Source organism: Luteimonas sp. BLCC-B24, assembly GCF_028550595.1.
In the GTDB taxonomy this organism is placed as follows: domain Bacteria; phylum Pseudomonadota; class Gammaproteobacteria; order Xanthomonadales; family Xanthomonadaceae; genus Luteimonas.
The window spans coordinates 654,591-678,921 of the sequence record NZ_JAQQGN010000002.1 but is presented as its reverse complement, the minus strand read 5'-3'; the positions used below and the strand labels follow the sequence as shown (position 1 = coordinate 678,921).

At 70.4% G+C, this 24,331-nt stretch carries 15 protein-coding genes and 1 pseudogene; 4 read left to right on the top strand and 12 right to left on the bottom strand.

All coding sequences use genetic code 11. The features are described from left to right. Positions 1-63: 63 nt before the first annotated feature. The 3 genes and pseudogenes from creD to creB all read right to left on the bottom strand — a co-directional run. Positions 64-1,410 (bottom strand): annotated as a pseudogene (creD, locus tag PQS31_RS07410) (cell envelope integrity protein CreD); the annotation flags it as partial. 75 nt (positions 1,411-1,485) lie between these two features. Continuing rightward, positions 1,486-2,931 carry a two-component system sensor histidine kinase CreC gene (gene creC / locus PQS31_RS07405; RefSeq protein ID WP_272762031.1) on the bottom strand — a complete coding sequence of 482 codons (1,446 nt, stop codon included), beginning with the start codon at positions 2,929-2,931 and terminating at the stop codon, positions 1,486-1,488. A 1-nt stretch (position 2,932) separates the two neighbouring features. Beyond that, positions 2,933-3,613 (bottom strand): two-component system response regulator CreB, encoded by a 681-nt coding sequence (creB, locus tag PQS31_RS07400; RefSeq protein ID WP_272762030.1) that lies wholly within the window; start codon positions 3,611-3,613, stop codon positions 2,933-2,935. Positions 3,614-4,415: 802 nt separating this feature from the next. Here creB and rlmJ point away from each other — a divergent pair. The 3 genes from rlmJ (at position 4,416) to mfd (ending at position 9,617) form a co-directional block, all read left to right on the top strand. After that, complete coding sequence (rlmJ, locus tag PQS31_RS07395; RefSeq protein ID WP_272762029.1) at positions 4,416-5,276, top strand: 23S rRNA (adenine(2030)-N(6))-methyltransferase RlmJ; 861 nt, start codon at positions 4,416-4,418, stop codon at positions 5,274-5,276. Positions 5,277-5,396: 120 nt separating this feature from the next. Next, on the top strand, positions 5,397-5,975 hold the full coding sequence (locus PQS31_RS07390; protein ID WP_272762028.1) for a GNAT family N-acetyltransferase: 579 nt from the start codon (positions 5,397-5,399) through the stop codon (positions 5,973-5,975). A 123-nt stretch (positions 5,976-6,098) separates the two neighbouring features. Next, positions 6,099-9,617: a transcription-repair coupling factor gene (gene mfd, locus PQS31_RS07385; protein ID WP_272762026.1), complete on the top strand. Its 3,519-nt coding sequence runs from the start codon at positions 6,099-6,101 to the stop codon at positions 9,615-9,617. A 102-nt stretch (positions 9,618-9,719) separates the two neighbouring features. Here mfd and PQS31_RS07380 read toward each other — a convergent pair whose 3' ends face one another. From PQS31_RS07380 to PQS31_RS07370, 3 genes are all read right to left on the bottom strand, one after another. Next, entirely contained in the window at positions 9,720-10,208 is a 489-nt protein-coding gene (locus PQS31_RS07380; RefSeq protein WP_272762025.1) for an 8-oxo-dGTP diphosphatase, read from the bottom strand. Positions 10,209-10,298: 90 nt separating this feature from the next. Next, positions 10,299-13,625, bottom strand: a complete 3,327-nt coding sequence (locus tag PQS31_RS07375; RefSeq protein ID WP_272762024.1) for a PAS domain-containing hybrid sensor histidine kinase/response regulator — start codon at positions 13,623-13,625, stop codon at positions 10,299-10,301. A 142-nt stretch (positions 13,626-13,767) separates the two neighbouring features. Further along, a complete protein-coding gene (locus PQS31_RS07370; protein ID WP_272762023.1) occupies positions 13,768-16,023 on the bottom strand; it encodes a TonB-dependent receptor in 2,256 nt (751 codons plus the stop codon). Between the two features lie 170 nt (positions 16,024-16,193). Here PQS31_RS07370 and PQS31_RS07365 point away from each other — a divergent pair, with 170 nt between their 5' ends. After that, positions 16,194-17,591, top strand: coding sequence for a GntP family permease (locus PQS31_RS07365; protein WP_272762022.1), 1,398 nt, complete (start codon positions 16,194-16,196; stop codon positions 17,589-17,591). Here the strand turns inward: PQS31_RS07365 and PQS31_RS07360 are convergent. The 6 genes from PQS31_RS07360 to map all read right to left on the bottom strand — a co-directional run bounded on the left by PQS31_RS07360 (position 17,575) and on the right by map (position 24,005). Further along, complete coding sequence (locus PQS31_RS07360; protein WP_272762021.1) at positions 17,575-18,036, bottom strand: thioredoxin domain-containing protein; 462 nt, start codon at positions 18,034-18,036, stop codon at positions 17,575-17,577. The genes PQS31_RS07365 and PQS31_RS07360 overlap by 17 nt on opposite strands. A 70-nt stretch (positions 18,037-18,106) precedes the next feature. After that, positions 18,107-19,243 (bottom strand): succinyl-diaminopimelate desuccinylase, encoded by a 1,137-nt coding sequence (dapE, locus tag PQS31_RS07355; RefSeq protein ID WP_272762020.1) that lies wholly within the window; start codon positions 19,241-19,243, stop codon positions 18,107-18,109. Between the two features lie 120 nt (positions 19,244-19,363). Continuing rightward, entirely contained in the window at positions 19,364-19,723 is a 360-nt protein-coding gene (locus tag PQS31_RS07350) for an arsenate reductase (protein WP_272762019.1), read from the bottom strand. Between the two features lie 5 nt (positions 19,724-19,728). Continuing rightward, complete coding sequence (dapD, locus tag PQS31_RS07345) at positions 19,729-20,610, bottom strand: 2,3,4,5-tetrahydropyridine-2,6-dicarboxylate N-succinyltransferase (protein ID WP_272762018.1); 882 nt, start codon at positions 20,608-20,610, stop codon at positions 19,729-19,731. Then, positions 20,591-23,188, bottom strand: a complete 2,598-nt coding sequence (gene glnD, locus PQS31_RS07340; RefSeq protein ID WP_272762017.1) for a [protein-PII] uridylyltransferase — start codon at positions 23,186-23,188, stop codon at positions 20,591-20,593. The genes dapD and glnD overlap by 20 nt, the downstream gene beginning before the upstream one ends. 19 nt (positions 23,189-23,207) lie before the next feature. Beyond that, on the bottom strand, positions 23,208-24,005 hold the full coding sequence (gene map / locus PQS31_RS07335) for a type I methionyl aminopeptidase (protein ID WP_272762016.1): 798 nt from the start codon (positions 24,003-24,005) through the stop codon (positions 23,208-23,210). Between the last annotated feature and the right edge of the window lie 326 nt (positions 24,006-24,331).

Here is a 24,331-nt window from a genome sequence, read left to right as displayed (position 1 = left end):
GGCCCGGCATCGGGTCTCCGGCCTCAGGCATCGTGCGGCGGCGGCGGCGTGGGGCTGCGCCGGCGCGTTGCCGAGTGCGTACCAGTCCACCCGGCGCGTGGCCAGCATGACCGCGGCGAGGATCACGAACAGCAGCCCCGCGCCGAGGACCAGCGCGTTGTCCTCCGACACCAGCAGGCCATACAGCGCGGCATACAGCAGACCGAGCATGCCGGCGAACCCCAAGCCCCAGACCCGGCTGCGCAGCACGGCCGCGAGATAGAGGCCGATCAAGCCGATACAGGCCACGCTCGCGGCCAGATAGGCCATGCCGAACGCGATCCGCTCCGACAGGCTCACCAGCAGCAGGAAGAACAGCGCCAGCGCCAGGCCCACCAGCGCGTACTGGATCGGATGGATGCGCAGCTGCCGCAGCAGTTCGAACATGAAGAACGCCGCGAACGTCAGCAGCACGAACAGGACGCCGTACTTGCTCGCCCGGTCCGCCCGCACGTAGGCATCGACCGGATCCACCAGCGAGATTCCCAGCACGTCGAGATTCGCACCGCTGTGCTCGAAGAACACCAGCGACGCGAGCTCGCGATCGATCCGGGTGCCTTGCCGGTACTGGCGCTGGGCATCGCTGGCGAGCGAGGACACCGCCCATTCGGCGCGGAAGCCGTCGGCAGCGATGGCACTGGATTGCGGCAGGAAGCGGCCGTTGAACTGCGGATGCGGCCACGGCGAATCCAGTGCGACCCGGGTCTCGGACCCCAGCGGCACCACCGCCAGCGAGGCGCTGCCGGCGAGCTCGAACTCGAAGGCCGTGCCGACGCGCAGCACCTCGCCCGCCGACACCGGCGCAAGCGTCGCATGCACGCCCGCGCCCAGGCCGTCGCCGGCGCCTTGCTCCACGGCGACCGTCGCGCCGTCCACCCTCAGCCGCGGCGTGCCGCGCAGGCCGCGCACGTCGGCGATGCCGTAGCTCAGGTACGGACGTCCGATCCTGCGCGGCGCAACCGCGTCGGCCGCCTCCTCCGGGATGCGCGCCTCGAACGCCGCGCCCAGCTGCCCGCCCAGGCTGTACATCCGCACCTCGTGAAGGCCGAGCCGGCGGCTGTACGGCGCCAGCGTGCCGGTCAGCGTGGCCGTCTCCGGAAAGAACAGCCAGGTGCCCGTGCGCTCGCGGTTCACGACGCCGAGCACGCGGCCCTGCGCATCGAGGTCTTCGACGGCGACGGTCTCGGTGTAGGGCACCACGAGCACCGGCGGCGCCACGGCCTGACGGCCTGCCTCGCTCCGCGCGATCCGTTCGACCGCTTCCAGGCGGAACCGCTGCCGGTCGTGGATCACGCCCCGGATCATCAGCAGCGGCAACAGGATGGCGAGGCTCAGCCCCGCCACGATCACGATCTTCAACGCCAGGCGCATCGTCTCTCTCCATTCGGAACCCGTGCGCAGCCTGCGCGGCGTACATGGGCGGACGATGGGGCGTGTGTGAAGTCGCTATGAAGTCGCGCCCGGCCACTGCGGCAGCTCGAGCGTCGCCACCGCGCCGCCGCCGTCGCGGTTGCCGAGCGTGGCGCGCCCGCCGTGCAGGGCCGCCACTTCCGCCACGAACGCCAGGCCGATCCCGCTGCTGCGGCTGCCGCCGTGGGGCCGCGGCAACGAATAGAAGCGCTCGAACACACGGTCGAGTGCATACGCCGGCACACCGGGGCCGCGGTCGGCCACGGTGATCGCGAGCCGTCCCCCCGCGACCGGCGCGAGCGTGACGTCCACCACGCTGCCGGCCGGTGCGAAATCGCAGGCGTTGTCGACCAGGTTGGCGACCATCTGCCGCAACAGGAAGGCATCTCCGAACAGGCTCGCCGTGCGGCAGCGGGCGTCGATGTCCAGCGCCACCGGCACGCGGCGCGGGTCGTCGCGGAACGGGGTCAGGGCCGCTTCGAGCATGGCCGCCGCCGGCACGGGTTCGGGCTGTTCAAGCCGCTGGCGATGTTCCACCGCCGCCAGCGCCAGCAGCTTGTCGATCATCTGGGTCATGCGCTCGCCCTGGGCGACGACGGTGGCGGCGAAGCGGCGACGGTCCGCCTCCGGCAGCGGCGTCTCCAGCAGCTCGGCCGCGCCGCGGATCGCCGACAGCGGCGCCTTGAGCTCGTGGGTGAGTGCGTGGACGTAGCGCTCCACGTACTGCTTGCCCTCCAGGCGTTCGCGCATGGTCTCCAGCGCCCGGCCGAGGTCGGCGAATTCGCCCGCGGCGTCGGGCAAGGTCGCGAGCGCTCCCGCCGTGACCGCATCGGCGTACCGGCGCAGGCCGCCGAGCTGGCGCGACAGCCACCAGGCCGCGAGCAGACCCACCGCGAGCGCGGTGCCCAGCAGCACGAAGCCCCAGCGCAGGATCGTGCGCTCGCTGCGGGCGATGAACGGTGCGATCGCGCTGTTGGGCTTGGCCACCGTCAGCACACCCACGATGCGCCGGCCGTCGCGGATCGGTGCGGCCACGTGCATCACCGAGGTGCTGTCGTCGTCGGGATCGCTGCGCGTGGAGCGGGCGCCGTACTGCCCGCGCAGCGTCAGCAGCACGTCGTTCCAGCGCGAATAGTCACGGCCGAGATCGCGCCCGGTCGAATCGAACACCACGACGCCGGCGGCATCGGTGACGTAGACGCGGTACTCGGCCTGGGACTTGCGGAAGCCCCAGATGTTGGCGCCGATGTCGCGTGCGCCCAGCGCACGCACGCGGGCGGCGAAGCGGCCGTCGTCGATGCGCCCGGCCAGGAAATCGTCGGTGGCCAGTTCGGCGAGCACGTTGGCGGTATCGGCCAGGGTGTCCTCCATCGCCTGGCGCACGCCGGGCTTGATCTCCTGGGTGAACACGCGCATCAGCAGGAATGCCGCCAGGGCGACGATCAGGAAGTAGCCGAGCAGGATGCGCAGGCCGATGCGCACGTCAGTCGAGGTCCAGCGCGTAGCCGATGCCGCGATGCGTGCGCAGAGGATCGCAAGCGGGCGCGGCGGCGCGCAGTTTCGCGCGCAGTGTCTTGACGTGGGTATCGACGGTGCGGTCGCTGCTGTCGGACGCGTTTTCCCACACGCGCTCCATCAGCTGCATGCGCGAGAGCACCGCGCCCGGCCGCGCCAGCAGCGCTGCGAGCAGGCCGTACTCGTAACGCGTGAGATCCAGCGCCTGGCCGTGGTAGCGGATGCGCCGCCCGGCCACATCGTGTTCGAATGCGCCGACGCGCCGGGTCTCGCCGTCCTGCTCCGCAGGCGCGCCGCGGCGCAGCGCGACACGCACGCGTGCGACCAGCTCACGCAGCGAAAAGGGTTTGGCGATGTAATCGTCGGCGCCGAGATCGAAGCCCAGCACGCGTTCGGCTTCGGCCGCCTGCGCGGTGAGGAAGATCACGGGCACGGGGGCCGCACGGCGCAGTTCGCCGCACAGCGCGAACCCACTGACGTCGGGCAGGCCGACATCGAGGATCGCCAGGTCGAACGCGGCGTCGCGTATCGCCGCCCGTGCCTGTTGCCCGTCGAGGCAGTGGCGCACGGTGTGGCCGTCGGCCTGCAGCGCGTAGACCACGGTCTCGGCGATCGCGATTTCGTCCTCGACCAGCAGGATGGCGCTCATGTCACCCACGACATCGGAAGTGCGCGCATCCTAACCTGCGGGATGCGCCGGACGCGGCATGCGGCGGGACCGAGCGCCCCGGCGCCGGGCCGATCCGACGACCGCGGCCGATCACGTCATGGGCGGAACCGATGTCACCCGGACGGGCCGTTGCGGCCCTGCACGCATCTGCATCCCGAATGCCGCCAGCGCGACACGATGTCCTGCGGAACGATCGGCCCCTACGGATACAGCCCGACCACGCGTCCCGCCACGGGGGAATCCGCGATCCGCCGCGGTTGCGTGGTGCGTGGTCGGTGCCTCGCAGCAGCCCACACGTCTCGATGCGGGATCACGGACCTGGCGCTGCATGACCTCGTTGGTCAGCGGCCGCCTGTCCCGGAACAGCGCTCCCCCAAAGCGCGCGCGGCGGAGGGCGCCCGCACTGACCGATGTCCACCGGACGCCGCAAGGCTTCGTCCGCGGCCGGAGACCGGTCGGCGCCCCGGGTGCGCGGGCGCGACTGCGCATCGACATCGGCACGTTCCGGGCACCGGCCAAACTCACGGTCACAAGAGCGACGACGCACACGCCATGCCCATCACGATCGATTCGTTGCGTTCCCCTCTGGTGTCGCTCGGGGCGCCCGGACCGCCTCGCGCGTCGCGGAGGCAGTTCGAGACCGCGCCGAACCGGAACGACGCGGCGACGTGCACGGCGCCGCCGGCAATCCCGTCCGCCTGACGGCGATTCCATGCCGCGGCTGCCGGTGTGTCCTGCACCTCAGGCGCCGGTTCGCCTGCGTCCCGGGTACGCTGTCGCGATGAATTACCGCCACGCCTTCCACGCCGGCAACCATGCCGATGTCCTCAAACACGTCGTGCTGCTCGCCATCTGCGACGCGCTGACGGTGAAGCCCGCGCCCTGCTTCGCGCTCGACACCCATGCCGGCGCCGGTGTCTACAGCCTGCTCGACGAACAGGCGCAGCGCACCGGCGAGGCCGAGGGCGGCATCGGCCGGCTGATGGACGCACCGGCGCGAAGTCCGGCGGTCGCCCGCTATCTCGACGCCGTCGCCGCGTGCCGCACCGCGCACGGCGAGGCGACCTATCCCGGCTCGCCCTGGTTGCTGGCGCATGCACTGCGCGAGCAGGACCGGATCGCCTGCTGCGAGATCGAATCCGGCGCCCAGGCCGCACTGCGGCAGGCGGTGGGCCGCGACCCGCGTGTGGCCGTGCACGGCCGCGACGGCTACGAGGCCTGCCGGGCCCTGTTGCCGCCGCGCCAGGGCGGTCAGGCCTTCGCGCGGGGCCTGGTGCTGATCGATCCGCCCTACGAGGCGCAGCGGGCCGAGTTCGACACGGCGCTGGCGGCGATGCGCGAGGCGATGACCCGCTGGCCGCAGGGCATCCAGGCGCTGTGGTATCCGATCAAGCAGCGCCGCACGCTGACGCCGTTCTTCCGGGCCGCCGGCAAGCTGCAGACCCGCTCCACCCTGGCGGTGGAACTGCTGGTCCGGCCCGACGATTCGCCGCTGCGCATGAACGGCAGCGGCCTGTTGCTGCTCGATCCCCCCTGGCAGCTGGCGACCGCCCTGGCCCCTGCCCTGGAGGAACTGCGGCAACGCCTCGGCGAGGACCGCATGGGCAGCACGCGCCTGCACTGGCTGCGCGAACCGGCCTGAGAGGCGACCTGGGCAGGACGAAGTGAATGCGTAGGCCGGCCGTGCGCGTGTTCATCTCTTCACGAGGCCTGAATCGCGCCTCCGGTTAAGGTCCGGTCACCGCCTCCGTGTCTCCCCTCGATGACCGCACGCAACCGCCTTCCCCCGTGGCATGAGGAGATCCGCCTCGCCAATGGCCGCCAGGTCCTGATCCGCCCGATCCGTCCGGCCGATGCCGAGCCGCTGCGCGCGGCCTTCGCCCTGCTCGAACCCGACGAAGTGCGGCAACGCTTCCTGTACGCGAAGCCCGAACTCTCCCCGGAAACCGCCAGCCGGCTGACCCAGCCCAATCCGAAGTCCGAGTTCGTGCTCGTGGCGGCAGAACCGCTGACGCCCGGCGATGCGCTGGTGGGTGCGGTGGCGCGGGCGGCGATCCTGCCCGGCACGCGGCAGGCGGAGTTCCACATTCTGGTCAGCCACTACGTGGCCGGCATGGGCCTGGGGCGGCACCTGATGCGCCGCCTCGTCCGCTGGGCCAAGGGCAAGCGCCTCGAACGCCTGTACGGGGATGTGCTCGAGGAGAACGAACCGATGCTGGCGCTGGCCAAGTCGCTCGGCTTCCAGCGCGAGTCGATCGACACGCCGGGCATGGTGCGCGTGTCACTGGAACTCAAGCGCGCGGCGACGCCCGAACCGACGCCGGGCATGACGCTGGGCTGAGCACCGCGGGCCTGCGGCGGTCGCAGGTCCCGAGACGCCTTCGTTTAGACTTCTGCGCATGCAGCGCCGGCCGCGAGGCCCAGGGCGCTGCTGTCGTATCCGCGCCCGTTGCCGAACTCCCGCATGCCCAAATCCGTCGTCTCCACTCCGCCTCTGCCCGCCGCCGGCCAGTCCCGTGCGTGGTGGCGCGCGCCTGCGAGCCGCAGTGCCCTGGCCTGGGCGGTGCGCCAGGCGGCCGCCGCGCATCCGGGTCCGCTGCTGCTGGTCACGCGTGACAACCACGGCGCGCATCAGCTCGAACACGATCTGAAAACGCTCGGCGCCGGTGACGACTCCCTGCCCGTGCTGCCGTTTCCGGACTGGGAAACCCTTCCCTACGACCGGTTCAGCCCGCACCCGGACATCGTCTCCCAGCGTCTGGCCGCGCTGCACCGGTTGCCGGGCCTGGCCCGCGGCATCGTCGTGGTGCCGGTGCAGACGCTGATGCAACGCCTGGCGCCCGTGCGCCACGTGGTCGGCAACAGTTTCGACCTGCGCGTGGGTCAGACACTGGATTTCGAGGCGGAGAAGCGCCGTCTCGAGAGCGCGGGCTACGGCCACGTGCCCCAGGTCCACGATCCCGGCGATTTCGCCGTGCGCGGGGGCCTGCTCGACGTCTATCCGATGGGCGCCGACCGGCCGTATCGCATCGAGCTGTTCGACGATGCGATCGAGTCGATCCGCGCGTTCGATCCGGAATCCCAGCGTTCGCTCGAGCGGATCGACGCGCTGCGCATGCTGCCCGGCCGCGAGGTGCCGCTGGACGAGGCCGCCACCACGCGCGCGATGGATGCGCTGCGCGAGCGCTTCGACATCGACACCCGGCGCAGCGGTCTCTACCAGGACCTCAAGGCCGGCGCGGCCCCGGCGGGCATCGAGTACTACCTGCCGCTGTTCTTCGAGGCGCCGCGACGCGCCCTGATCGACGCCGGCACGGCACCGGTGGCGACGGCCACGCTGTTCGATTACCTGCCCCAGAACACCCTGCCGGTGATCGACATCGGCACCTCGACCTGCGCCGACCAGTTCTGGCAGCAGATCGCCCACCGCTACGACCAGTTGCGCCACGACATCGAACGGCCGCTGTTGCCGCCGGGTGAGCTGTGGATGGCGCCGGACGTGCTGCGCGAGCGGCTCAACCAGGGCGCGCGCATCGAGATCTGCGATGCCGAGCATCCGCGCCATGCCCAGGCATCGACGCTCGGCGACCAGCCCGCGCCCGATCTGCCGCTGGCTGCGCGCGATCACGTCCCGGCCGATGCCCTGCTGCGTTTCCTCGACACGTATCCGGGCCGCGTGCTGATCGCCGCCGATTCGGCCGGCAGGCGCGAGGCGCTGTTGGAAATCCTGCATGCCGGCGGGCTGCGCCCCGTCGTGCTGCCGGACGTGCCGGGTTTCCTGGCCGACACCGAAACCCGCTTCGCGATCGCGGTGGCGCCGCTCGACAACGGCTTCGCGCTCGATGCGCCGCCGCTGACCCTGCTCACCGAACGCCAGCTGTTTCCCGAGCGCGCCGCGCAGCCGCGCCGCCGCACCCGCGTCGCGGCGCGCGATCCCGAGAGCATCATCCGCGATCTCGGCGAGCTCAGCGAAGGCGCGCCGATCGTCCACGAGGACCACGGCGTCGGCCGCTACCGCGGGCTCGTCGTGCTCGAGGCCGGCGGCCAGCCGGGCGAATACCTCGACATCGAATACGCCAAGGGCGATCGCCTGTACGTGCCGGTCTCGCAGCTGCACCTGGTCAACCGCTATTCGGGCGCCTCGCCCGAGACCGCGCCGCTGCACTCGCTCGGCGGCGAGGCCTGGACCAAGGCACGCAAGAAAGCCGCCGACAAGGTGCGCGACGTCGCCGCGGAGCTGCTGGAAATCCAGGCCAAGCGCCAGGCGCGCGCGGGCCTCGCGCTGGAAGTGGACCGGACGATGTACGAGCCGTTCGCGGCCGCATTCCCGTTCGAGGAAACGCCGGACCAGCACGCGGCGATCGAGGCGATGATCCGCGACCTCGGCTCCAGCCAGCCGATGGACCGCGTCGTCTGCGGCGACGTCGGCTTCGGCAAGACCGAGGTCGCGGTGCGTGCGGCCTTCGTGGCCGCCACGGCCGGCAAACAGGTCGCGGTGCTGGTCCCCACCACGCTGCTCGCCGAACAGCACTACCGCACGATGGCCGACCGCTTCGCCGACTGGCCGATTCGGGTCGAGGTGCTGTCGCGCTTCAAGAGCACCAAGGAGATCAAGGCCGAGATCGGCAAGATCGCCGACGGCACGCTCGACGTCATCGTCGGCACGCACCGCCTGCTGCAGAGCGACGTGAAGTTCAAGGATCTGGGCCTGGTGATCGTCGACGAGGAACAACGTTTCGGCGTGCGCCAGAAGGAAGCGCTCAAGGCGCTGCGCGCCAACGTGCATCTGCTCACGCTCACGGCCACGCCGATTCCGCGCACGCTCAACATGGCGATGGCCGGGCTGCGCGACCTGTCCATCATCGCCACCCCGCCCGCGCATCGCCTGGCGGTGCAGACCTTCGTCGTGCCCTGGGACGACGCGCAGCTGCGCGAGGCCTTCCAGCGCGAACTCAGCCGCGGCGGCCAGGTGTATTTCCTGCACAACGATGTCGAGAGCATCGGCCGCATGCAGCGCGAACTCGAAGAGCTCGTGCCCGAGGCGCGCATTGGCATCGCGCACGGCCAGATGCCCGAGCGCGAACTCGAGAAGGTGATGCTGGATTTCAACAAGCAGCGCTTCAACGTGCTGCTGTGCTCGACGATCATCGAATCGGGCATCGACATCCCCAATGCGAACACCATCATCATCAACCGTGCCGACAAGTTCGGCCTCGCCCAGCTGCACCAGCTGCGCGGGCGCGTCGGTCGCTCGCACCATCGCGCCTATGCCTATCTGGTGATTTCCGACCAGCGCTCGATCAGCAGCGATGCGAAGAAGCGCCTGGAGGCCATCGCGTCGATGGACGAACTGGGCGCGGGCTTCACGCTGTCGACCCACGATCTGGAAATCCGCGGCGCCGGCGAGCTGCTCGGCGAAGGCCAGAGCGGGCAGATGGCGGAGGTGGGCTTCAACCTCTACACCGAGCTGCTGGAACGCGCCGTACGCAGCATCAAGCAGGGCAAGCTGCCGGACGTCGACGCCGTCGAGGCCCGCGGCGCCGACATCGAACTGCATGTGCCGGCGTTGATCCCCGAGGATTACCTGCCCGACGTGCACACGCGCCTGATGCTCTACAAGCGCATCAGCAGCGCGCGCGACACGGACAAGCTGCGCGAACTGCAGGTGGAGATGATCGACCGCTTCGGCCTGCTGCCCGACGCGGCCAAACATCTGTTCGCGATCGCCGACCTCAAGCTGCAGGCGACCGCGCTCGGCGTGCGCAAGCTCGACCTCGGTGAGGCCGGCGGCCGCGTGCAGTTCACCGAGAAACCCAGCGTCGATCCGATGGCGGTGATCCGGCTGATCCAGGGCCAACCCAAACACTACAAGATGGACGGCCCCGACAAGCTGCGCATCACCCTGGACCTGCCGGACGCGGAGGCCCGCATCAAGACCGCGCGCGGGCTGCTGATCGCGCTGGCGCCGGCGGGCAAGGGCTGAGCGCGTGACAGGCCGCCATCCGCCGCGGCGTCGGCGAGGCACGCCGGGCCGCCCCCGCGGGATCAGGCCGGCGGCGTCAGCGCTCCGGTCCCGCGTGCGCGGTCACAGCCGCGAGAACGACCAGGACTGCATGCGTCCGTCGCGGTAGGGCATCACCCCGTGGAACGCGCGCGGGTCGGCGTCGAACACCAGCGGCAGGAACTGGCGGTCGCCTTCCCACAGCGGCAGCTCGAGAATGCGGTCGACATCGACCCACTCCAGCGTGCCCTCCGGATTCGAGGTCATCGGCGTGCCGCTCCAGGCGTCGATCACGAACAGGAAGCCGAGCCAGTCCTCGCCGTGCTTGCCGAAGCCGGGCCAACTGATCGTGCCGCGCAGGGTCATCGCCTCGCAGGTGATACCGGCCTCTTCCATGATCTCGCGGCGCATGCCGGCGACGACATCCTCGTCCGGTTCGACCTTGCCGCCGAGGCCGTTGTACTTGCCGAGATGATGATCGCCGGGCCGCGCATTGCGATGGATCATCAGCACCTGGCGACGATCGGGCGAGAGTACGTAGCCGAGGGTGGCGACGATCGGGGTATAGGGCATCGGGCAAGGCCGGCGAATCGGGGCCGGCGATTGTAGCGTTCCGCGCACACCGCCCCGTCCCGAACATTGCCGCGATGGAACCAGCCGTCCTCAGCCGCGCATCGCGCGCATGCGATCGAGCACCGACTTCAGCGCCAGCGGTCGCACCGGCTTGGGCAGCAGCGACAGGCCCGTGGCGAGCGCGTCGCCGCGCACGGCGCCGGTATCGTCGGCGCTGACAATCAGGGTCGGCCGCGCACCGAAGCGGGCCGCCAGCCGGGCCTGCAATGCGATGCCGGTGTCGCCGGCGTCGAGGTGGTAGTCGAACACCCACAGGTCGGCGGGCGTCCGGGCCAGCGCCTGTTCGGCGGCGACGCCGTCGGCGACCGCATCGACACGGCAGCCCCAGCCACGCAGCAGTTCGCCCAGGGCTGTCAGCGCGGCGGGGTCGTTGTCGACCACCAGCACCCGCGCATCACGCAACCCGGCCCGCGCCGGCGGCAGGGCCGCATGCGCAGCCGCTGCGCGCGGCACGGCAATCGAGAACACGGTGCCGTGCCCCGCCCGGCTGCGCAGCGTGATCGGAGCCTGCAGCAGCTGCGCGATACGGTCGGCGATCGCGAGCCCGAGACCGAGCCCCTGCCCGGCCGCGCCGTCGCCGCGCCGGAATTCCTCGAAGATCACCGCCTGCTGCGCGGCGTCGATCCCCGGGCCGGTGTCGTGCACCTCGATGCGCACGCGCCCGCCGGCCCGCCGCACGCCGATCAGCACCCCGCCGTGCGCGGTGTAGCGCACCGCGTTGCCGAGGAAGTTCTGCAGCACGCGACGCAGCAGCTGCGGATCGCTGTCGACCCAGAGCCGGCTGGACACGTGGCGGAACACCAGCCCGCGGTCCGCGGCGAGGGCGGCGAACTCGGACGCCAAGGGCGCGAGCACCTCGGCCAGCGGAAACGCGCGCGGCTGCGGCACCAGGCCGCCGGCTTCGAGCCGCGACATGTCGAACAGGCCGGTCAGCAGGTCACTGGTCGACTCCAGCGCGCCGCGCAGCTGACGCAGGCGCGGCGCCACGTCGCCGGGCACCTGCTGCGCCAGCGCATCGGTGAACAGCTGGGCCGCGTGCAGCGGCTGCATCAGGTCGTGGCCGACCGCGGTCAGGAAGCGTGTCTTGGCGAGATTCGCGCGCTCGGCCTCGCGCCGTGCCTGGTCGAGACTGTCGGTGCGCTCGGCCACGCGCTGCTCCAGCGTCTCGTTCGACAGGCGCAGCGCGTGCTCGGTGCGGCGGAACGCGGTGACATCGGTGAACGTGGCGACGAAGCCGCCGCCGGGCATCGGATTGCCGCGGATCTCGATCACCTGGCCGCCCCGCAGTGCGCGCTCGGCGACGTAGGGTGTGCCCGCACGCATGTGGCGCAGGCGCTTCTCGACCTCCGTCTCCACGGCGACCGCACCGATCAGGCCGGTGCTCACGTTGTGGCGCACCAGCGCGGCGACCTCCACGCCGACGCGCAGCAGCGAAGGCGGATACGCGAAGAGTTCGGCGTAGCGCGCATTCCATGCCACCAGGCGCAGACGCTCGTCGACGACGCTGATGCCCTGGCTCATGTTCTCCAGCGCAGCTTCCAGCACCCGCTGGTTGAAGCGCAGATCCTGCGAGGCCTGGCCGACGATCTGCACCACGGTTTCCAGGTCCGGGCCGGCATCGCGCCGCGCGGCCTCGAGCAGCAGGCGCGCGGAGGCCGCGCCGAGCACGGCGGAGAGTTCACGCTCGAGCCGGGCCTGGATGGCGACCGGCACCGGCCCCTGCATCGGCGCATCACGCAGCAGGCGCTCGACCCGGGCCGGTGGCAGAAAGCGTCGCCCCGCGCTGGCCAGCGTCTGTCGGCTCGCGCCCGGCCGTGGCGTCGGCTCGACGACCGGGCCGTGGCGCAGGCCTGCGATCAGCGTGACCGTGGTGCCGACGAACAGGCTGGCCCCGACCGCGCGGCCGAGGCGGCTCCAGCCGGTCAGACCGAACAGCGCATCGGGCGCCAGCCAGACCAGGCCCAGCGGGCCGTCGCGCAACCACTGCGGCTGGGCGTCCACCACCAGCATCAGCATCGGCAGCAGCATCACCCAGCACCAGGCCAGGAAACCCGCGACCACGCCCGCCAGTGCCGCCGCCGGCGGCGTCTGCGGCCGCAACACCGCGAAGCCGAGCGCCGGCACCAGGGTGGCCAGAGCCGAGAACGAGACCGCGCCGACATCGGCCAGTGCATCGTTGCCGCTGACCAGCCGGCTGTAGAGCCAGCCCGAGAGCATGATCGCGACGATCACGCCCCGCCGCAGCAGCAGCAACGCACCGCGATGGTCGTTGCCGTCGCCGCGCGACCACACGCCACGCAGCAGCCCGGGCGCGAACCAGTGGTTGCCGATCATCAGGCTCAGGGTCAGCGTGCTGACCACCACCATGCCGGTCGCCGCGCTCAGCCCGCCGAGGAACACCAGCAGCGCGAGCCCCTCCTGCCCCATCGCCAGCGGCAGCGCCAGCGCGTACATGTCCGACGACACCGAATCACCGAGCAGCGCCTGGCCCGCACGCGCCAGCGGCAGCATCGGCAGCGCGATCAGCAGCAGGTACAGCGGAAACCGCCAGCGCGCCGCGCGCACGTGGGCCTCGTCGCGGCATTCGACGATGCCTACATGGAACTGGTGCGGCATGATGAACATCGCCGCCGCACCCAGCAGCACCAGCGGCACGAAGCCACCGGCCGACGTGATCAGCGGCGACGCCGGCACCTCCGGCAGGCCACGCAGCCCGAACCAGACGAACAGGCCCAACGCCAGCATCGCCGCGAGCTTGAACAGCGATTCGAAGGCCATCGCCAGCACCAGGCCGCGGTTGTGCTCGGCCGCGCTGGCGCGCCGGGTGCCGAACAGCATCGTGAAGGCCGCCATCGCCAGCGCCACGTACAGGGCGCTGTCCTGCCACGGCGCCGCGGCTTCGGCCTGCGCCGGCGGATGGCCGAGCAGCGTCGCGTAGCTCATCGCGATGCCCTTGAGCTGCAGCGCGATGTAGGGCACCAGCCCCAGGGCGACGACCAGCGTCACCGTGGCCGCGAGCCACGCGTCCCGGCCCAGCCGCGTGGCGATGAGATCGGCCAGCGAGGTCGCATTGCTCTCGCGCGCCAGCCGCACCAGCCGCACCAGCACCGGCCAGGCGAGCAGATGGAACAGGATCGCGCCGAGGAAGGTCGGCGGCAGCGGCCAGCCGTAACGCGCCGCCTGGGTGACCGTGCCGTAGAAGGTCCACGACGTGCAGTGCACCGCCAGCGACAGCACGTAGACGTGGCGCCAGCGCGCGGCGAAGGCGTCGGCGTGCCGCTCGCCGTAGACCGCGGCGGCAAACATCGCGACCAGCCAGAGGCCGACCGCGGCGATCACCACGCCGACGCTCAGCATGTCGTCGGTGCCCGGCCCGATGTCGAACGCAGCGTCACGGCGTGGCGATCCCCCGAAAATCGCGGCCGAGCATACCGCAGCCGCCCGACGCACGAAGGCCGCCCGGAGGCGGCCTTCGACACGGATGCGCGAGCCGGGCGCATCAGAAGTTGTAGCGCACCGACACGTACCAGTTCCGCGGCCAGCCGTAGTACGCGGTCTGGATGTTGCCGACGCTGGCGAACTCCTGGCCTTCGACCTTGTAGGTGCGATCGGTGAGGTTGCGCACGCCCGCCCGCACCTGCCAGACGTACTGCGGCGAATCCCACACCCCGTAGGCGCCGACCAGGGTGTAGGCGTCCTGGCTCAGGTTGGGGCGGTTGTCGACCGACAGCCAGGTGTCGCTGCGATACGACACGTCGCCGCCGACGCTGACCATGCCGCCGTTGGCGAGCGGAAACCCGTGCTGCAGGGCCACGCGCGCGGTCCATTCCGGCGAGAACGGCACGTGGTCGTGGTTGACGCTGGGGTCGAAACCCGGGAACGCGGGATCGAGGCGGAAATCGTCGAACCGCTTGTACTGCGCATCGAGATATCCGAGCTGCGCGCTGAGGGTCGTCGTCTCGCCGAGCAGCGCGGTGCCCTCGAACTCGATGCCCTTGATTTCGAGCTCGGCGGCATTGAGCACCGGGAACGTGCCGACATCCTGCGACACGCGCGCCTGGAAATCCTTGTACTCGCTCCAGAACGCGGCGACGCTGCCGCGCAGACGGTTGTCGGCCGAACTGCCCTTCATGCCGAGTTCGTAGGTCCAGACGAACTCCGGATCGAAGTCCGGCGCCGCCGCATCGGCCGCGCTGTTCGCACGACCGTTGAAGCCACCGGACTTGAAGCCGCGGTTCGCCGACACGTAGCCCATCAGGTTGTCGGAAAACGCCTTCTGCAGGCTCACCGACGGCGTCCACGCGGTCCAGCTCTTCTTCGCGCTGAACGCGACGGTTTCACCGAGCGCGGTGAACGGCGCTCCCCAGAACGTGCTGGTGCTGCGGTCATAGGTCTTGGTGTCGCGCGTCCAGCGCAGGCCGGCGGCCAGCGTCCAGGTCGGCACGAATTCCCAGTTGGCATGCGCGAACGCGGCGATGCTCTCGGTGCTGAGGTCGTCGCCGATCGTGCGCAGGAACGAGATCGGCACGCCGGCGAACGCGAACAGATCGTCCGCATAGGCCTCCTGGTAGGACGGCACGTCCTCCTTCATGTAGTACGCGCCGAACGTCGTCTGCAGGTTGCCGCCGTTGTCGAGCTGGAGCTGGAATTCCTGGCTGAACTGGTTCTGGTCCAGCGCGACCAGCACGTCGCCGAGCTCGAACTCGGATGCGTCGATGTCGATGAAGGAATTCGTTTCCAGCTCGCGGTAGGAGGTGATGCTCTTGAACAACGCGGCGTTGCTCAGGTCCCACTCGGCCGCGAGCGAGACACCCGAGTGCTTCAGCGACTGGCCCTGGTCGGGGCGGAAGGAGGTCCGCGCGGTGAAGTCGAACTCGCCGGTCGGTGCCGGCAGCAGGGTCACCGTGCCCAGCGCGAGGTCGGTCCGGCGCAGCGGGGCGGTCGGCTGACCCAGCGACAGCGCGGCGTCCTGCTTCGTGTAATCGAGCGACAGCGTCGCGCGGAAGACGTCGGTGGGCTGGAACGCGATCTTGGCGCGCAGCGCGCGGGTGTCGTCGTCGTTGTAGTGCTTGCCGGTGTCGCGGTCACGGATGAAGCCGTCGTGGTTGAGCCAGGCGCCAGCGATGCTGGCGGCCACCGTGTCGCTGAGCTGGCCGGACACGTAGAACCGGCCTTCGGCGCGGCCGTGGTCGCCGCCGGTGAGCTCGACCGCGCCGCCGGTGTCGTCGAAGGGGTTCTTGGTCGTGACCTTGATCGCGCCGCCCGTGGAGTTCTTGCCGTACAGCGTGCCCTGCGGGCCGCGCAGCACTTCGACCTGCTGCACGTCGAACAGCGAGAACAACGCACCGTTGATGCGCGAGTAGTAGACGTCGTCGACGTACAGGCCCACGCCCGGATCGAAGGTCTGCAGCGCATCGGGCTGGCCGATGCCGCGGATGAAGGCGTTGACGCTGTTGGCCGAGCCGCGGCCCTGCACGATATTGAGGTTGGGCACCGCGCCCTGCAGGCCGTCGATGTTGCTCGCCTGCAGGTCCTTGAGCTGTTCCTCGCCGAAGGCGCTGACCGCGACCGGCACGTCCTGGATCGATTCGCTGCGGCGGCGTGCGGTGACGGTCACCGAATCGAGCGTCGTGGCTGCGTTCGATTGCGCGGCGGTCGTCTGCGGCGCCGCCTGCTGGGCGTGGACCGCCGGCATGGCGAGGCCGAGGCCGATGGCCAGACCGAGTGTCGAATACCGGATCGTCTTGCGCGTCATGTGTCCCCTCCCACGGGTCGCCAGGTCGTGCGGCACGCTGCCGCCCGACGGCAAGACTAGGGAGCCCGCGCGGTGGGCGGCATCGTACCTTCGGCCAATGGCTGCGGCGGGCGGCGCTGCCGACACTGCGCCCCATCTGGCCGTCCGGCCGCGGGGAAGTGTGTGACGCCATGGATTTCGTGATCGTGCTCGGCGCGCTGGTGTTCCTGATGGTGGTCGCCTACCGCGGCTACAGCGTGATCCTGTTCGCGCCGATCGCGGCGATGGGCGCCGTGCTGTTGACCGACCCCAGCCTGGTCGCGCCGATGTTCACCGGCCTGTTCATGGACAAGATGGTCGGCTTCCTCAAGCTGTATTTCCCGGTGTTCCTGCTCGGCGCGGTGTTCGGCAAGCTGATCGAGATCTCGGGGTTTTCGAAATCGATCGTGGCCGCGACGATCCGGCTGTTCGGGCCGAAGCAGGCCCTGTTGTCGATCGTCGTGGTGTGCGCGCTGCTGACCTACGGCGGCGTGTCGCTGTTCGTCGTGGTGTTCGCGGTCTACCCCTTCGCGGCCGAGCTGTTCCGCCAGAGCGACATTCCCAAGCGGCTGATCCCGGGCACGATCGCGCTCGGCGCCTTCACCTTCACGATGATGGCCCTGCCCGGCACGCCGCAGATCCAGAACATCATTCCCACCGCGTTCTTCGGCACCGACTCCTGGGCCGCGCCGGTGCTGGGCACGCTGGGCTCGGTGCTGATCTTCGCGTTCGGCATGCTGTATCTGGACTGGCGCCGGCGCCGCGCGGTGGCGGCCGGTGAAGGCTACGGCAGCGAACTGCGCAACGAACCCGAGCCGTTCGCCGGCGGCCGGCTGGCGCATCCGCTGATCGCGCTGCTGCCGCTGGTGCTGGTGGGCGTGGCGAACAAGCTGTTCACCCTGTGGATCCCGCGCCTCTACGGCAGCAGTCACACGTTCCCCTCATCGGCGATGCAGGACGCGGTACCGGTGGTCCAGGAGATCTCGCGCGTCGCCGCGATCTGGGCGGTCCAGGGCGCACTGCTGGTCGGCATTCTCGCAGTGCTGTGCCTGGCCTGGCGGCCGGTGACGGCGAAGTTCGCCGAGGGCACGAAGACCGCAGTCGGCGGCGCGCTGCTGGCCTCGATGAACACCGCATCGGAGTACGGCTTCGGCGCGGTGATCGCCGCGCTGCCGGGCTTCCTGCTGGTCGCCAATTCGCTGAACTCGATTCCCGATCCGCTGGTCAACGAAGCGGTCACCGTGACCGCGCTCGCCGGCATCACCGGCTCGGCGTCGGGCGGCATGAGTATCGCGCTGGCGGCGATGGCCGAAAGCTTCATCGCCAATGCGCAGGCGGCCGGAATTCCGATGGAGGTGCTGCACCGGGTGGCGGCGATGGCCTCGGGCGGCATGGACACGCTGCCGCACAACGGCGCGGTGATCACCCTGCTCGCGGTGACCGGTCTCACCCACCGCCAGAGCTACAAGGACATCTTCGCGATCACCCTGATCAGCACCGCCGCGGTATTCGCGGTGATCGCGCTGTACTACCTCACCGGCTGGGTCTGAGCGACGCCGCCTGCAGCTGGGCGCGCGTCCACTGCACGATCGCCTGCGCCGGCATCGCGCCGGACTGGCGCGCGAGTTCGCGACCGCCGGCGAACAGCACCAGCGTGGGGATGCTGCGCACGCCGAGCCGCCCGCCGAGCACCGGGTCGGCCTCGGTGTCCACCTTCGCCAGCGCGACCTCCGGCGCCAGCACGCGTGCCGCCGCCACGAAGGCCGGCGCCATCGTCCGGCACGGGCCGCACCACGGCGCCCAGAAATCCACCAGCAGGGCCGCGTCCGCGCGCAGGGCGTGCGCATCGAAACCGCCGGCATCGAGTGCGAACGGCGTCTCCGGGCGCAGCGCGGCGGCGCAGCGGCCGCAGGTGGGCGCATCGCCGAGGCGCGCGGCAGGGACGCGGTTGCGGCTGTGACAGCGTGGGCAGGCGACGATCAGAGAGTCGGACATGGCGGGCTCGCAGCGGAACGGCAGGGACGAGCATGCACGTGCAGGCGTCGATGCCCGGCGACGCGCGGGGTCAGCCGGCCGGCGGCAGCAGACGCGTGATGAGCGCCTCGTACAGGTCAGGCAGCGCGTCGAGATCGGCGACGCGGATGTGCTCGTCGACCTGGTGGATGCTGGCGTTGACCGGCCCGATCTCGATGCACTGCGCGCCCAGCGGCGCGATGAAGCGTGCATCCGACGTACCGCCACCGGTGCTTTCCTCCGGCGCGCGGCCCAGATGCGCGGACAGCACCTCGCGCGCGGCGGCGCGCAGCGGACCTTCCGGCGTGTAGAAGGGTTCGCCGCTGCGGTGCCAGGCGAGCGTGTAGTCGAGTCCGTGGCGATCAAGCAGCGCGGCGATCTCCGCCTCCAGTCGCGACGCGTCCCAGTGCGGCGTGTAGCGCAGGTTGAACTGCACGGTCGCCGTGCCGGGGATCACGTTCGTCGCGCCGGTGCCGGCGGCGATGTTGCTGATCTGCAGGCTGGTCGGCGGAAAGGATTCGTAGCCCTCGTCCCAGCGCCTGGCGACGAGTTCGGCGAGCGCCGGCGCCGCGTCGTGGATCGGATTGCGCGCCTTGTCCGGATAGGCGACGTGGCCCTGCACGCCGCGCACGGTCAACGTCGCCGACAGACTGCCGCGCCGGCCCACGCGCAGCAGATCGCCGAGCGTCTCCGTCGAAGACGGCTCCCCGGTGATGCACCAGTCGATGCGGGTGCCGCGCGCTTCGAAGGTGCGCGCGACGCGTCGCACGCCGTCGATCGCATCGCCCTCCTCGTCGGAGGTCAGCAGCAGTGCGAGCGTGCCGGCGTGCTCGGGATGCGCCGCGACGAAACGCTCGGCCGCGACGACGAATCCCGCGACGCCGCTCTTCATGTCGGCCGCGCCGCGGCCGTAGAGCACGCCGTCGCGGATCTCGGGCAGGAACGGGTCGGACGTCCAGGCCTCGACCGGCCCGCTCGGCACCACGTCGGTATGGCCCAGCAGCATCAGCACAGGCGCGCCCTGCCCGTGCGTGGCCCAGAGATTGTCGACGTCGCCGTAGCGCAGCGACTCGATCGAAAACCCCGCGGCCTGCAGGCGCGCGGCGATCAGCGCCTGGCAGCCCGCGTCATCGGGCGTGACGGAACGGCGGGCGATCAGGTCACGGGTGAGATCAAGGACGTCGGACATGGGCCTCTCGTATAGACGCGCGCTCGCGCGCGATCAAGCATTCCGCGGCAGGGTCGCCCCGCCCTGCACCGCCCCGCGTGCCAACACGCGACCGTGGCGCGATGCCGTGCACGCACCGCATCAACCGATGCCGAAGCGCTTCTTGAACCCGTTGTCGGAAAAGCCCTGCGTGATCGCGCCATCATCGGTGACCACCAGCGGACGCCGGATCAACTGCGGGTATTCGCGCAGCAACAGCTTCCATTCCGCGTCGCTGGCTGCGGCCTTGCGGTTGTCCGGCAGCTGGCGCCAGGTGGTCGAGGACTTGTTGACCATCGCCTCGAAGCCGCCGAGCGTGCCGGCCCACTCGACCAGCCTCTCCGGCGTCGGCTTGGCGTCGCGGTAGTCGACGAAGGTATATGCGACGCCGAAGCGGTCCAGCCACTTCGTCGCCTTCTTGCAGGTGTCGCAGTTCTTCAGGCCGTAGACGGTCGCGGTCATGGCACTCAGTCCGCCAGGCCACGCAGCAGATCGTTGACGCTGGTCTTGCTGCGCGTCTTCTCGTCGACCTGCTTGACGATCACCGCGCAATACAGCGAATGCGAGCCGTCCTTGGCCGGCAGCTGGCCGGACACCACCACGCTGCCCGGCGGCACGTAGCCGTAACTGATCTCGCCGGTGGCACGGTTGTAGATGCGCGTCGACTGGCCGATGAACACGCCCATGCCGATCACGCTGTGGTGGCCGACGACGACGCCCTCGACCACTTCCGAGCGCGCGCCGATGAAGCAGTGGTCCTCGATGATCGTCGGGCTGGCCTGCAGCGGCTCGAGCACGCCGCCGATGCCCGCGCCCCCCGAAAGGTGGACGTGCTTGCCGATCTGCGCGCAGGAGCCGACCGTCGCCCAGGTATCGACCATCGTGCCTTCGCCGACATACGCCCCGATGTTGACGAAGCTCGGCATCAGCACCACATCGCGGCCGAAGTAGGTGCCACGGCGCACGGCCGCACCCGGCACCACGCGCACGCCGGCGGCCTTGAACTTCGCTTCGTCGTAGCCGGCGAACCGCGGTTCGACCTTGTCCCAGAACGGCGCCGGCTGGGCGTCGACCACGGCCATGTCGTTGGTGCGGAAGTACAGCAGCACCGCCTTCTTCAGCCACTCGTTGACCTGCCAGCCGCCGTTGCCGTCCGGCTCGGCGACGCGCAGCTCGCCCGACTCCAGCCCCTGCATCGCCTGTTCGACGGCCGGTTTGACGGCGTCGCCGATCTCGGCGGCGGTCAGTTCGGCGCGGCGCGCGAACGCGTCTTCGATGGTGGTGCGCAGGGCGTCGGTCATGGGCGTGTCGTGTCGCGAAAACGGGGCGCTATCGTGCCATGTCGCCATCGATCGACGCGAGCAGCGCCTCGCGCAGTGCCTCCTGCGCGGCCTCGTCCAGCAGCCCGCCGTCCGGAGCGCTCAACCGGAACACGTCCTCGACACGCTCGCCGAACGTGGCCACACGCGCATCGTGGACGCGTACACCGCGCGCGCGCAGCACATGCGCGACATCCGCCAGCAGACCGGGGCGATCGGTGCAGACCAGACTGAAGACGGTGTGCCGCGCGTCGACGCTGGTGTTGAACTCGATGCGCGGCGGCACGCGGAAATGGCGCAGGTGACGCGGCTGCGCGCGGCGTGCGGGGCGCTGGTCCAGGTCGCCGGCCAGGGCCTCGGCGATCCTGTGCTCGATCGCGCGCAGGTCGAGCGTCTGGCGTGAATCGGCCGGCAATACCTGGAAGAGATCGAAGATGGTGCTGCCCGGCCCATCCAGCGCGCGCGCCTGCTGGATCACCAGGCCCAGCCGGTCGAGCGTGATGACGATGGCGGAAAACAGGCCGTCGCGGTCCGGCGAATGCACGAACACCTCCAGCGCCTGGGCGCCCGCGCGCAGGCGGCGAACAGCGACCACCACAACCCCGGCGCCCGCCTCGCGCAGGGCCAGGGCCTGCCACACCACCTGGTCGGCCCGCCCGCGCAGAAAGCTGTCCTGCGGAATGCGTGCGAACAGGGCATCGGCTTCGGCATCGTCCACGCCGTGCGCCGACAGCAGCCCACGCGCCCGGTCGCGCGACTCGGCGATGCGCTCGACCGCGGCCACCGGATGTTCGAGTCCGCGGCGCAAGGCCAGCCGGGTCGCACTGCGCAGGTCGGTCAGCAGCCGGTCCTTCCAGGCGTTCCACAGTTTGGGCGAGGTGCCGGCGATGTCGGCGCAGGTCAGCAGATAGAGATAGTCGAGCCGTTCGCGATCGGCGACTTCGGTGGCGAACTTGTGGATCACCGCGGGATCGGAAATGTCGAGCTTCTGCGCGCTGGTCGACATCAGCAGATGCCGGCGCACCAGCCATTCGACCAGGGCGGTGTCGGTTTCGCCGAGGCCGTGGCCTTCGCAGAATTCGCGCGCGTCGACCGCGCCCAGTTCCGAGTGGTCGCCGCCACGCCCCTTGGCGATGTCGTGGAACAGGCCCGCCAGCAGCAGCAGCTCGGGCTTGCGCAGTTGCGGCCAGACTTCATGCGCGCTCGAGAACCGCTCGTCGGGCGCCTCGGACGCGAAGCTGGCCATGTTGCGCAGGACCGCGAGCGTGTGCTGGTCCACGGTGTAGACGTGGAACAGATCGAACTGCATGCGGCCGGTCACGTTCGCGAACTCGGGAATCCACACGCCCAGCACGCCGAGCCGGGCCATGCGCTCGAGCGTCCGCACCGGCATCGGCCCGCGCAGCAGCGCCATGAACTGCTCGCGCAGCGCCATCGGCGCCTGCCGCCATGCCGGCAGCGCGTGCAGCGATTCCGCCAGCGCGCGCGCGGTCTGCGAATGCAGGCCACGCAGTGACGCGTGATCGGCCCAGACCGCGAACAGGTCGAACACGCGGGCGAGATCGCCGCCCGGCCAGACGTCGTCGCGCGCCACCAGATAGCCGCGCCGGGTCGCGAACTCGGCGTCGACGGGCACCAGCTCGCCCTCGCCCTCGATCTGCTCCTCGAAGCGCTGCAGCATCCGTTCGCTGATCCGCTGGACCACGGACGCGCTGCGGTAGAACTCCTGCATCATCTTTTCGACCAGCGGATTGTCCGCCTCGTCGACATGGTGCAGACGCGCGGCCAGGCTCTTCTGATGGTCGAAGCGCAGGCGCTCTTCCGCCTTGCCGGCCACCAGGTGCAGACCGAAACGGAGTCGCGACAACGTGCGCCGCTCGCGTTCGAGCGTGGCGTGCTCATCGACACCGAGTTGACCGAGCGCGATCAGCTCCTCGGTGCCGTAGACGCCCAGCACGCGCCGCGCCATCCAGCGCAGGTTCTGCACGTCGCGCAGGCCGCCCGGCCCGTCCTTGATGTTGGGTTCGAGGTTGTCGGCCGTGTCGCCGAAACGCGCATGGCGCACTTCGAGCTCCCGGCGCTTGGCCTGGAAGAAATTCGCGGCCGGCCAGACCTTGTCGACGCCGATGGCATCCATCAGCGCCCGCACCTCCGCCAGATTCGCCAGCAGCGGCCGCGCTTCCAGCAAGGCCGTCAGCACGGTGACGTCGCCCGCGGCCTGGGTGCATTCCTCGAAGCTGCGCACGGCGTGGCCGACCGGCAATCCGAGATCCCACAGCAGGGCGAGCATCCGGCTGAGCGCGTCCGCGTGCGCCGTCTGCACGTCGGACGCGCCGACCACCAGCAGATCGATGTCGGAGTGCGGGAACAGCTCGCCGCGCCCGTAGCCCCCGACGGCGAACAGGGCCAGCGGCGCGTCGCCCGGAATGCAGCGGGCCCACGCCTTGCGCACCCAGCCGTCGACGGCGTTGGCGCGCGCGGCGAGCAGGCGATCGATGTGCTGGCCGGCGTCGAAGCCCTGGCTCAGCCGCGCGTCGTGCGCGGCCAGCGCCTCGCGCGCCTCCGCCACCCATGCCGCATCGCCGCAGTCGGCGCCGTGAACGGACATGGCGGCGCGTTCGGTCACGTCAGCGGGCGGCGCCGTCGAGGAAGGGGTCGTTGTCGTCCCCCGGAATGCGGGTCAGTACATCGACGCCGTCGGCCGTCACCGCCACCGTGTGCTCCCACTGTGCGGAGAGGCGGCGGTCCTTGGTGACGACGGTCCAGCCGTCGGGCAGCACCTTGGTGAAGCGCGTGCCCTCGTTGATCATCGGCTCGATGGTGAAGGTCATGCCTTCCTTCAGCACCACGCCCGTGCCCGGCGTGCCGTAATGCAGCACCTGCGGCTCGTCGTGGTAGACCTTGCCGATGCCGTGACCGCAATACTCGCGCACCACGCTGAAGCGCTCGGCCTCGGCGTAGGTCTGGATCGCATGGCCGATGTCGCCCAGCGTCGCGCCCGGCTTCACGGCGTGGATGCCCCGCCACATCGCTTCCCGGGTCACTTCGACCAGGCGCCGCGCCATCACCGACGGCGTGCCGACGAAGTACATCCGGCTCGTGTCCCCGTGCCAGCCGTCCTTGATGACGGTGACATCGATATTGATGATGTCGCCGTCCTTGAGCACCTTCGATTCGCTCGGGATGCCGTGGCAGATCACGTTGTTGGCCGAGATGCACGTCGTCTTGGGATAGCCCTTGTAGCCGACGTTGGCCGGGATCGCCTGCTGGACCCGGATGATGTGGTCGTGACAGATGCGGTCGAGTTCCTCGGTGGTCACACCGGGCTTCACGTGCGGCGCGACGATCTGCAGGACCTCGGCGGCCAGCCGGCCGGCCACGCGCATCTTCTCGATTTCTTCGGGCGTCTTGGTGTGGATGCTCATGCGCGCATTATCGCGCAAAACGCCGCACCCCTGCCCCGCGCGCATCCCCGGCCGTGGCGGCGAACCCGGCGTGCCGACGCGCGCGGCACGCCGACGCGGGGGCTGCTGGCGCCCGGCCGGGCGCGCTGCTACACTTCGCCGGCTGCGGACACTCCATCGGAGGCCGCGCCGCCCATGCCGGGCGTCACCGGCAAATACACACCCGCTGCCACTGCCCGTTTCCGGGGTGTTCCGTCGCTCGACGATGGGATCTGGATGACGGAGGCCGCGGGGAGGCCCAACCCCGGAACCCCCCGCGTCGCCCCACGGCGACGTGGACCGCCAAC

What these genes read in the sequence shown, in the direction of transcription:
- creB (WP_272762030.1), bottom strand. Translation starts at nt 3,613, where the DNA reads ATGAGCGCCATCCTGCTGGTCGAGGACGAAATCGCGATCGCCGAGACC.
- rlmJ (WP_272762029.1), top strand. Translation starts at nt 4,416, where the DNA reads ATGAATTACCGCCACGCCTTCCACGCCGGCAACCATGCCGATGTCCTC.
- PQS31_RS07390 (WP_272762028.1), top strand. Translation starts at nt 5,397, where the DNA reads ATGACCGCACGCAACCGCCTTCCCCCGTGGCATGAGGAGATCCGCCTC.
- mfd (WP_272762026.1), top strand. Translation starts at nt 6,099, where the DNA reads ATGCCCAAATCCGTCGTCTCCACTCCGCCTCTGCCCGCCGCCGGCCAG.
- PQS31_RS07380 (WP_272762025.1), bottom strand. Translation starts at nt 10,208, where the DNA reads ATGCCCTATACCCCGATCGTCGCCACCCTCGGCTACGTACTCTCGCCC.
- PQS31_RS07375 (WP_272762024.1), bottom strand. Translation starts at nt 13,625, where the DNA reads ATGCTGAGCGTCGGCGTGGTGATCGCCGCGGTCGGCCTCTGGCTGGTC.
- PQS31_RS07370 (WP_272762023.1), bottom strand. Translation starts at nt 16,023, where the DNA reads ATGACGCGCAAGACGATCCGGTATTCGACACTCGGTCTGGCCATCGGC.
- PQS31_RS07365 (WP_272762022.1), top strand. Translation starts at nt 16,194, where the DNA reads ATGGATTTCGTGATCGTGCTCGGCGCGCTGGTGTTCCTGATGGTGGTC.
- PQS31_RS07360 (WP_272762021.1), bottom strand. Translation starts at nt 18,036, where the DNA reads ATGTCCGACTCTCTGATCGTCGCCTGCCCACGCTGTCACAGCCGCAAC.
- dapE (WP_272762020.1), bottom strand. Translation starts at nt 19,243, where the DNA reads ATGTCCGACGTCCTTGATCTCACCCGTGACCTGATCGCCCGCCGTTCC.
- PQS31_RS07350 (WP_272762019.1), bottom strand. Translation starts at nt 19,723, where the DNA reads ATGACCGCGACCGTCTACGGCCTGAAGAACTGCGACACCTGCAAGAAG.
- dapD (WP_272762018.1), bottom strand. Translation starts at nt 20,610, where the DNA reads ATGGCGACATGGCACGATAGCGCCCCGTTTTCGCGACACGACACGCCC.
- glnD (WP_272762017.1), bottom strand. Translation starts at nt 23,188, where the DNA reads ATGTCCGTTCACGGCGCCGACTGCGGCGATGCGGCATGGGTGGCGGAG.
- map (WP_272762016.1), bottom strand. Translation starts at nt 24,005, where the DNA reads ATGAGCATCCACACCAAGACGCCCGAAGAAATCGAGAAGATGCGCGTG.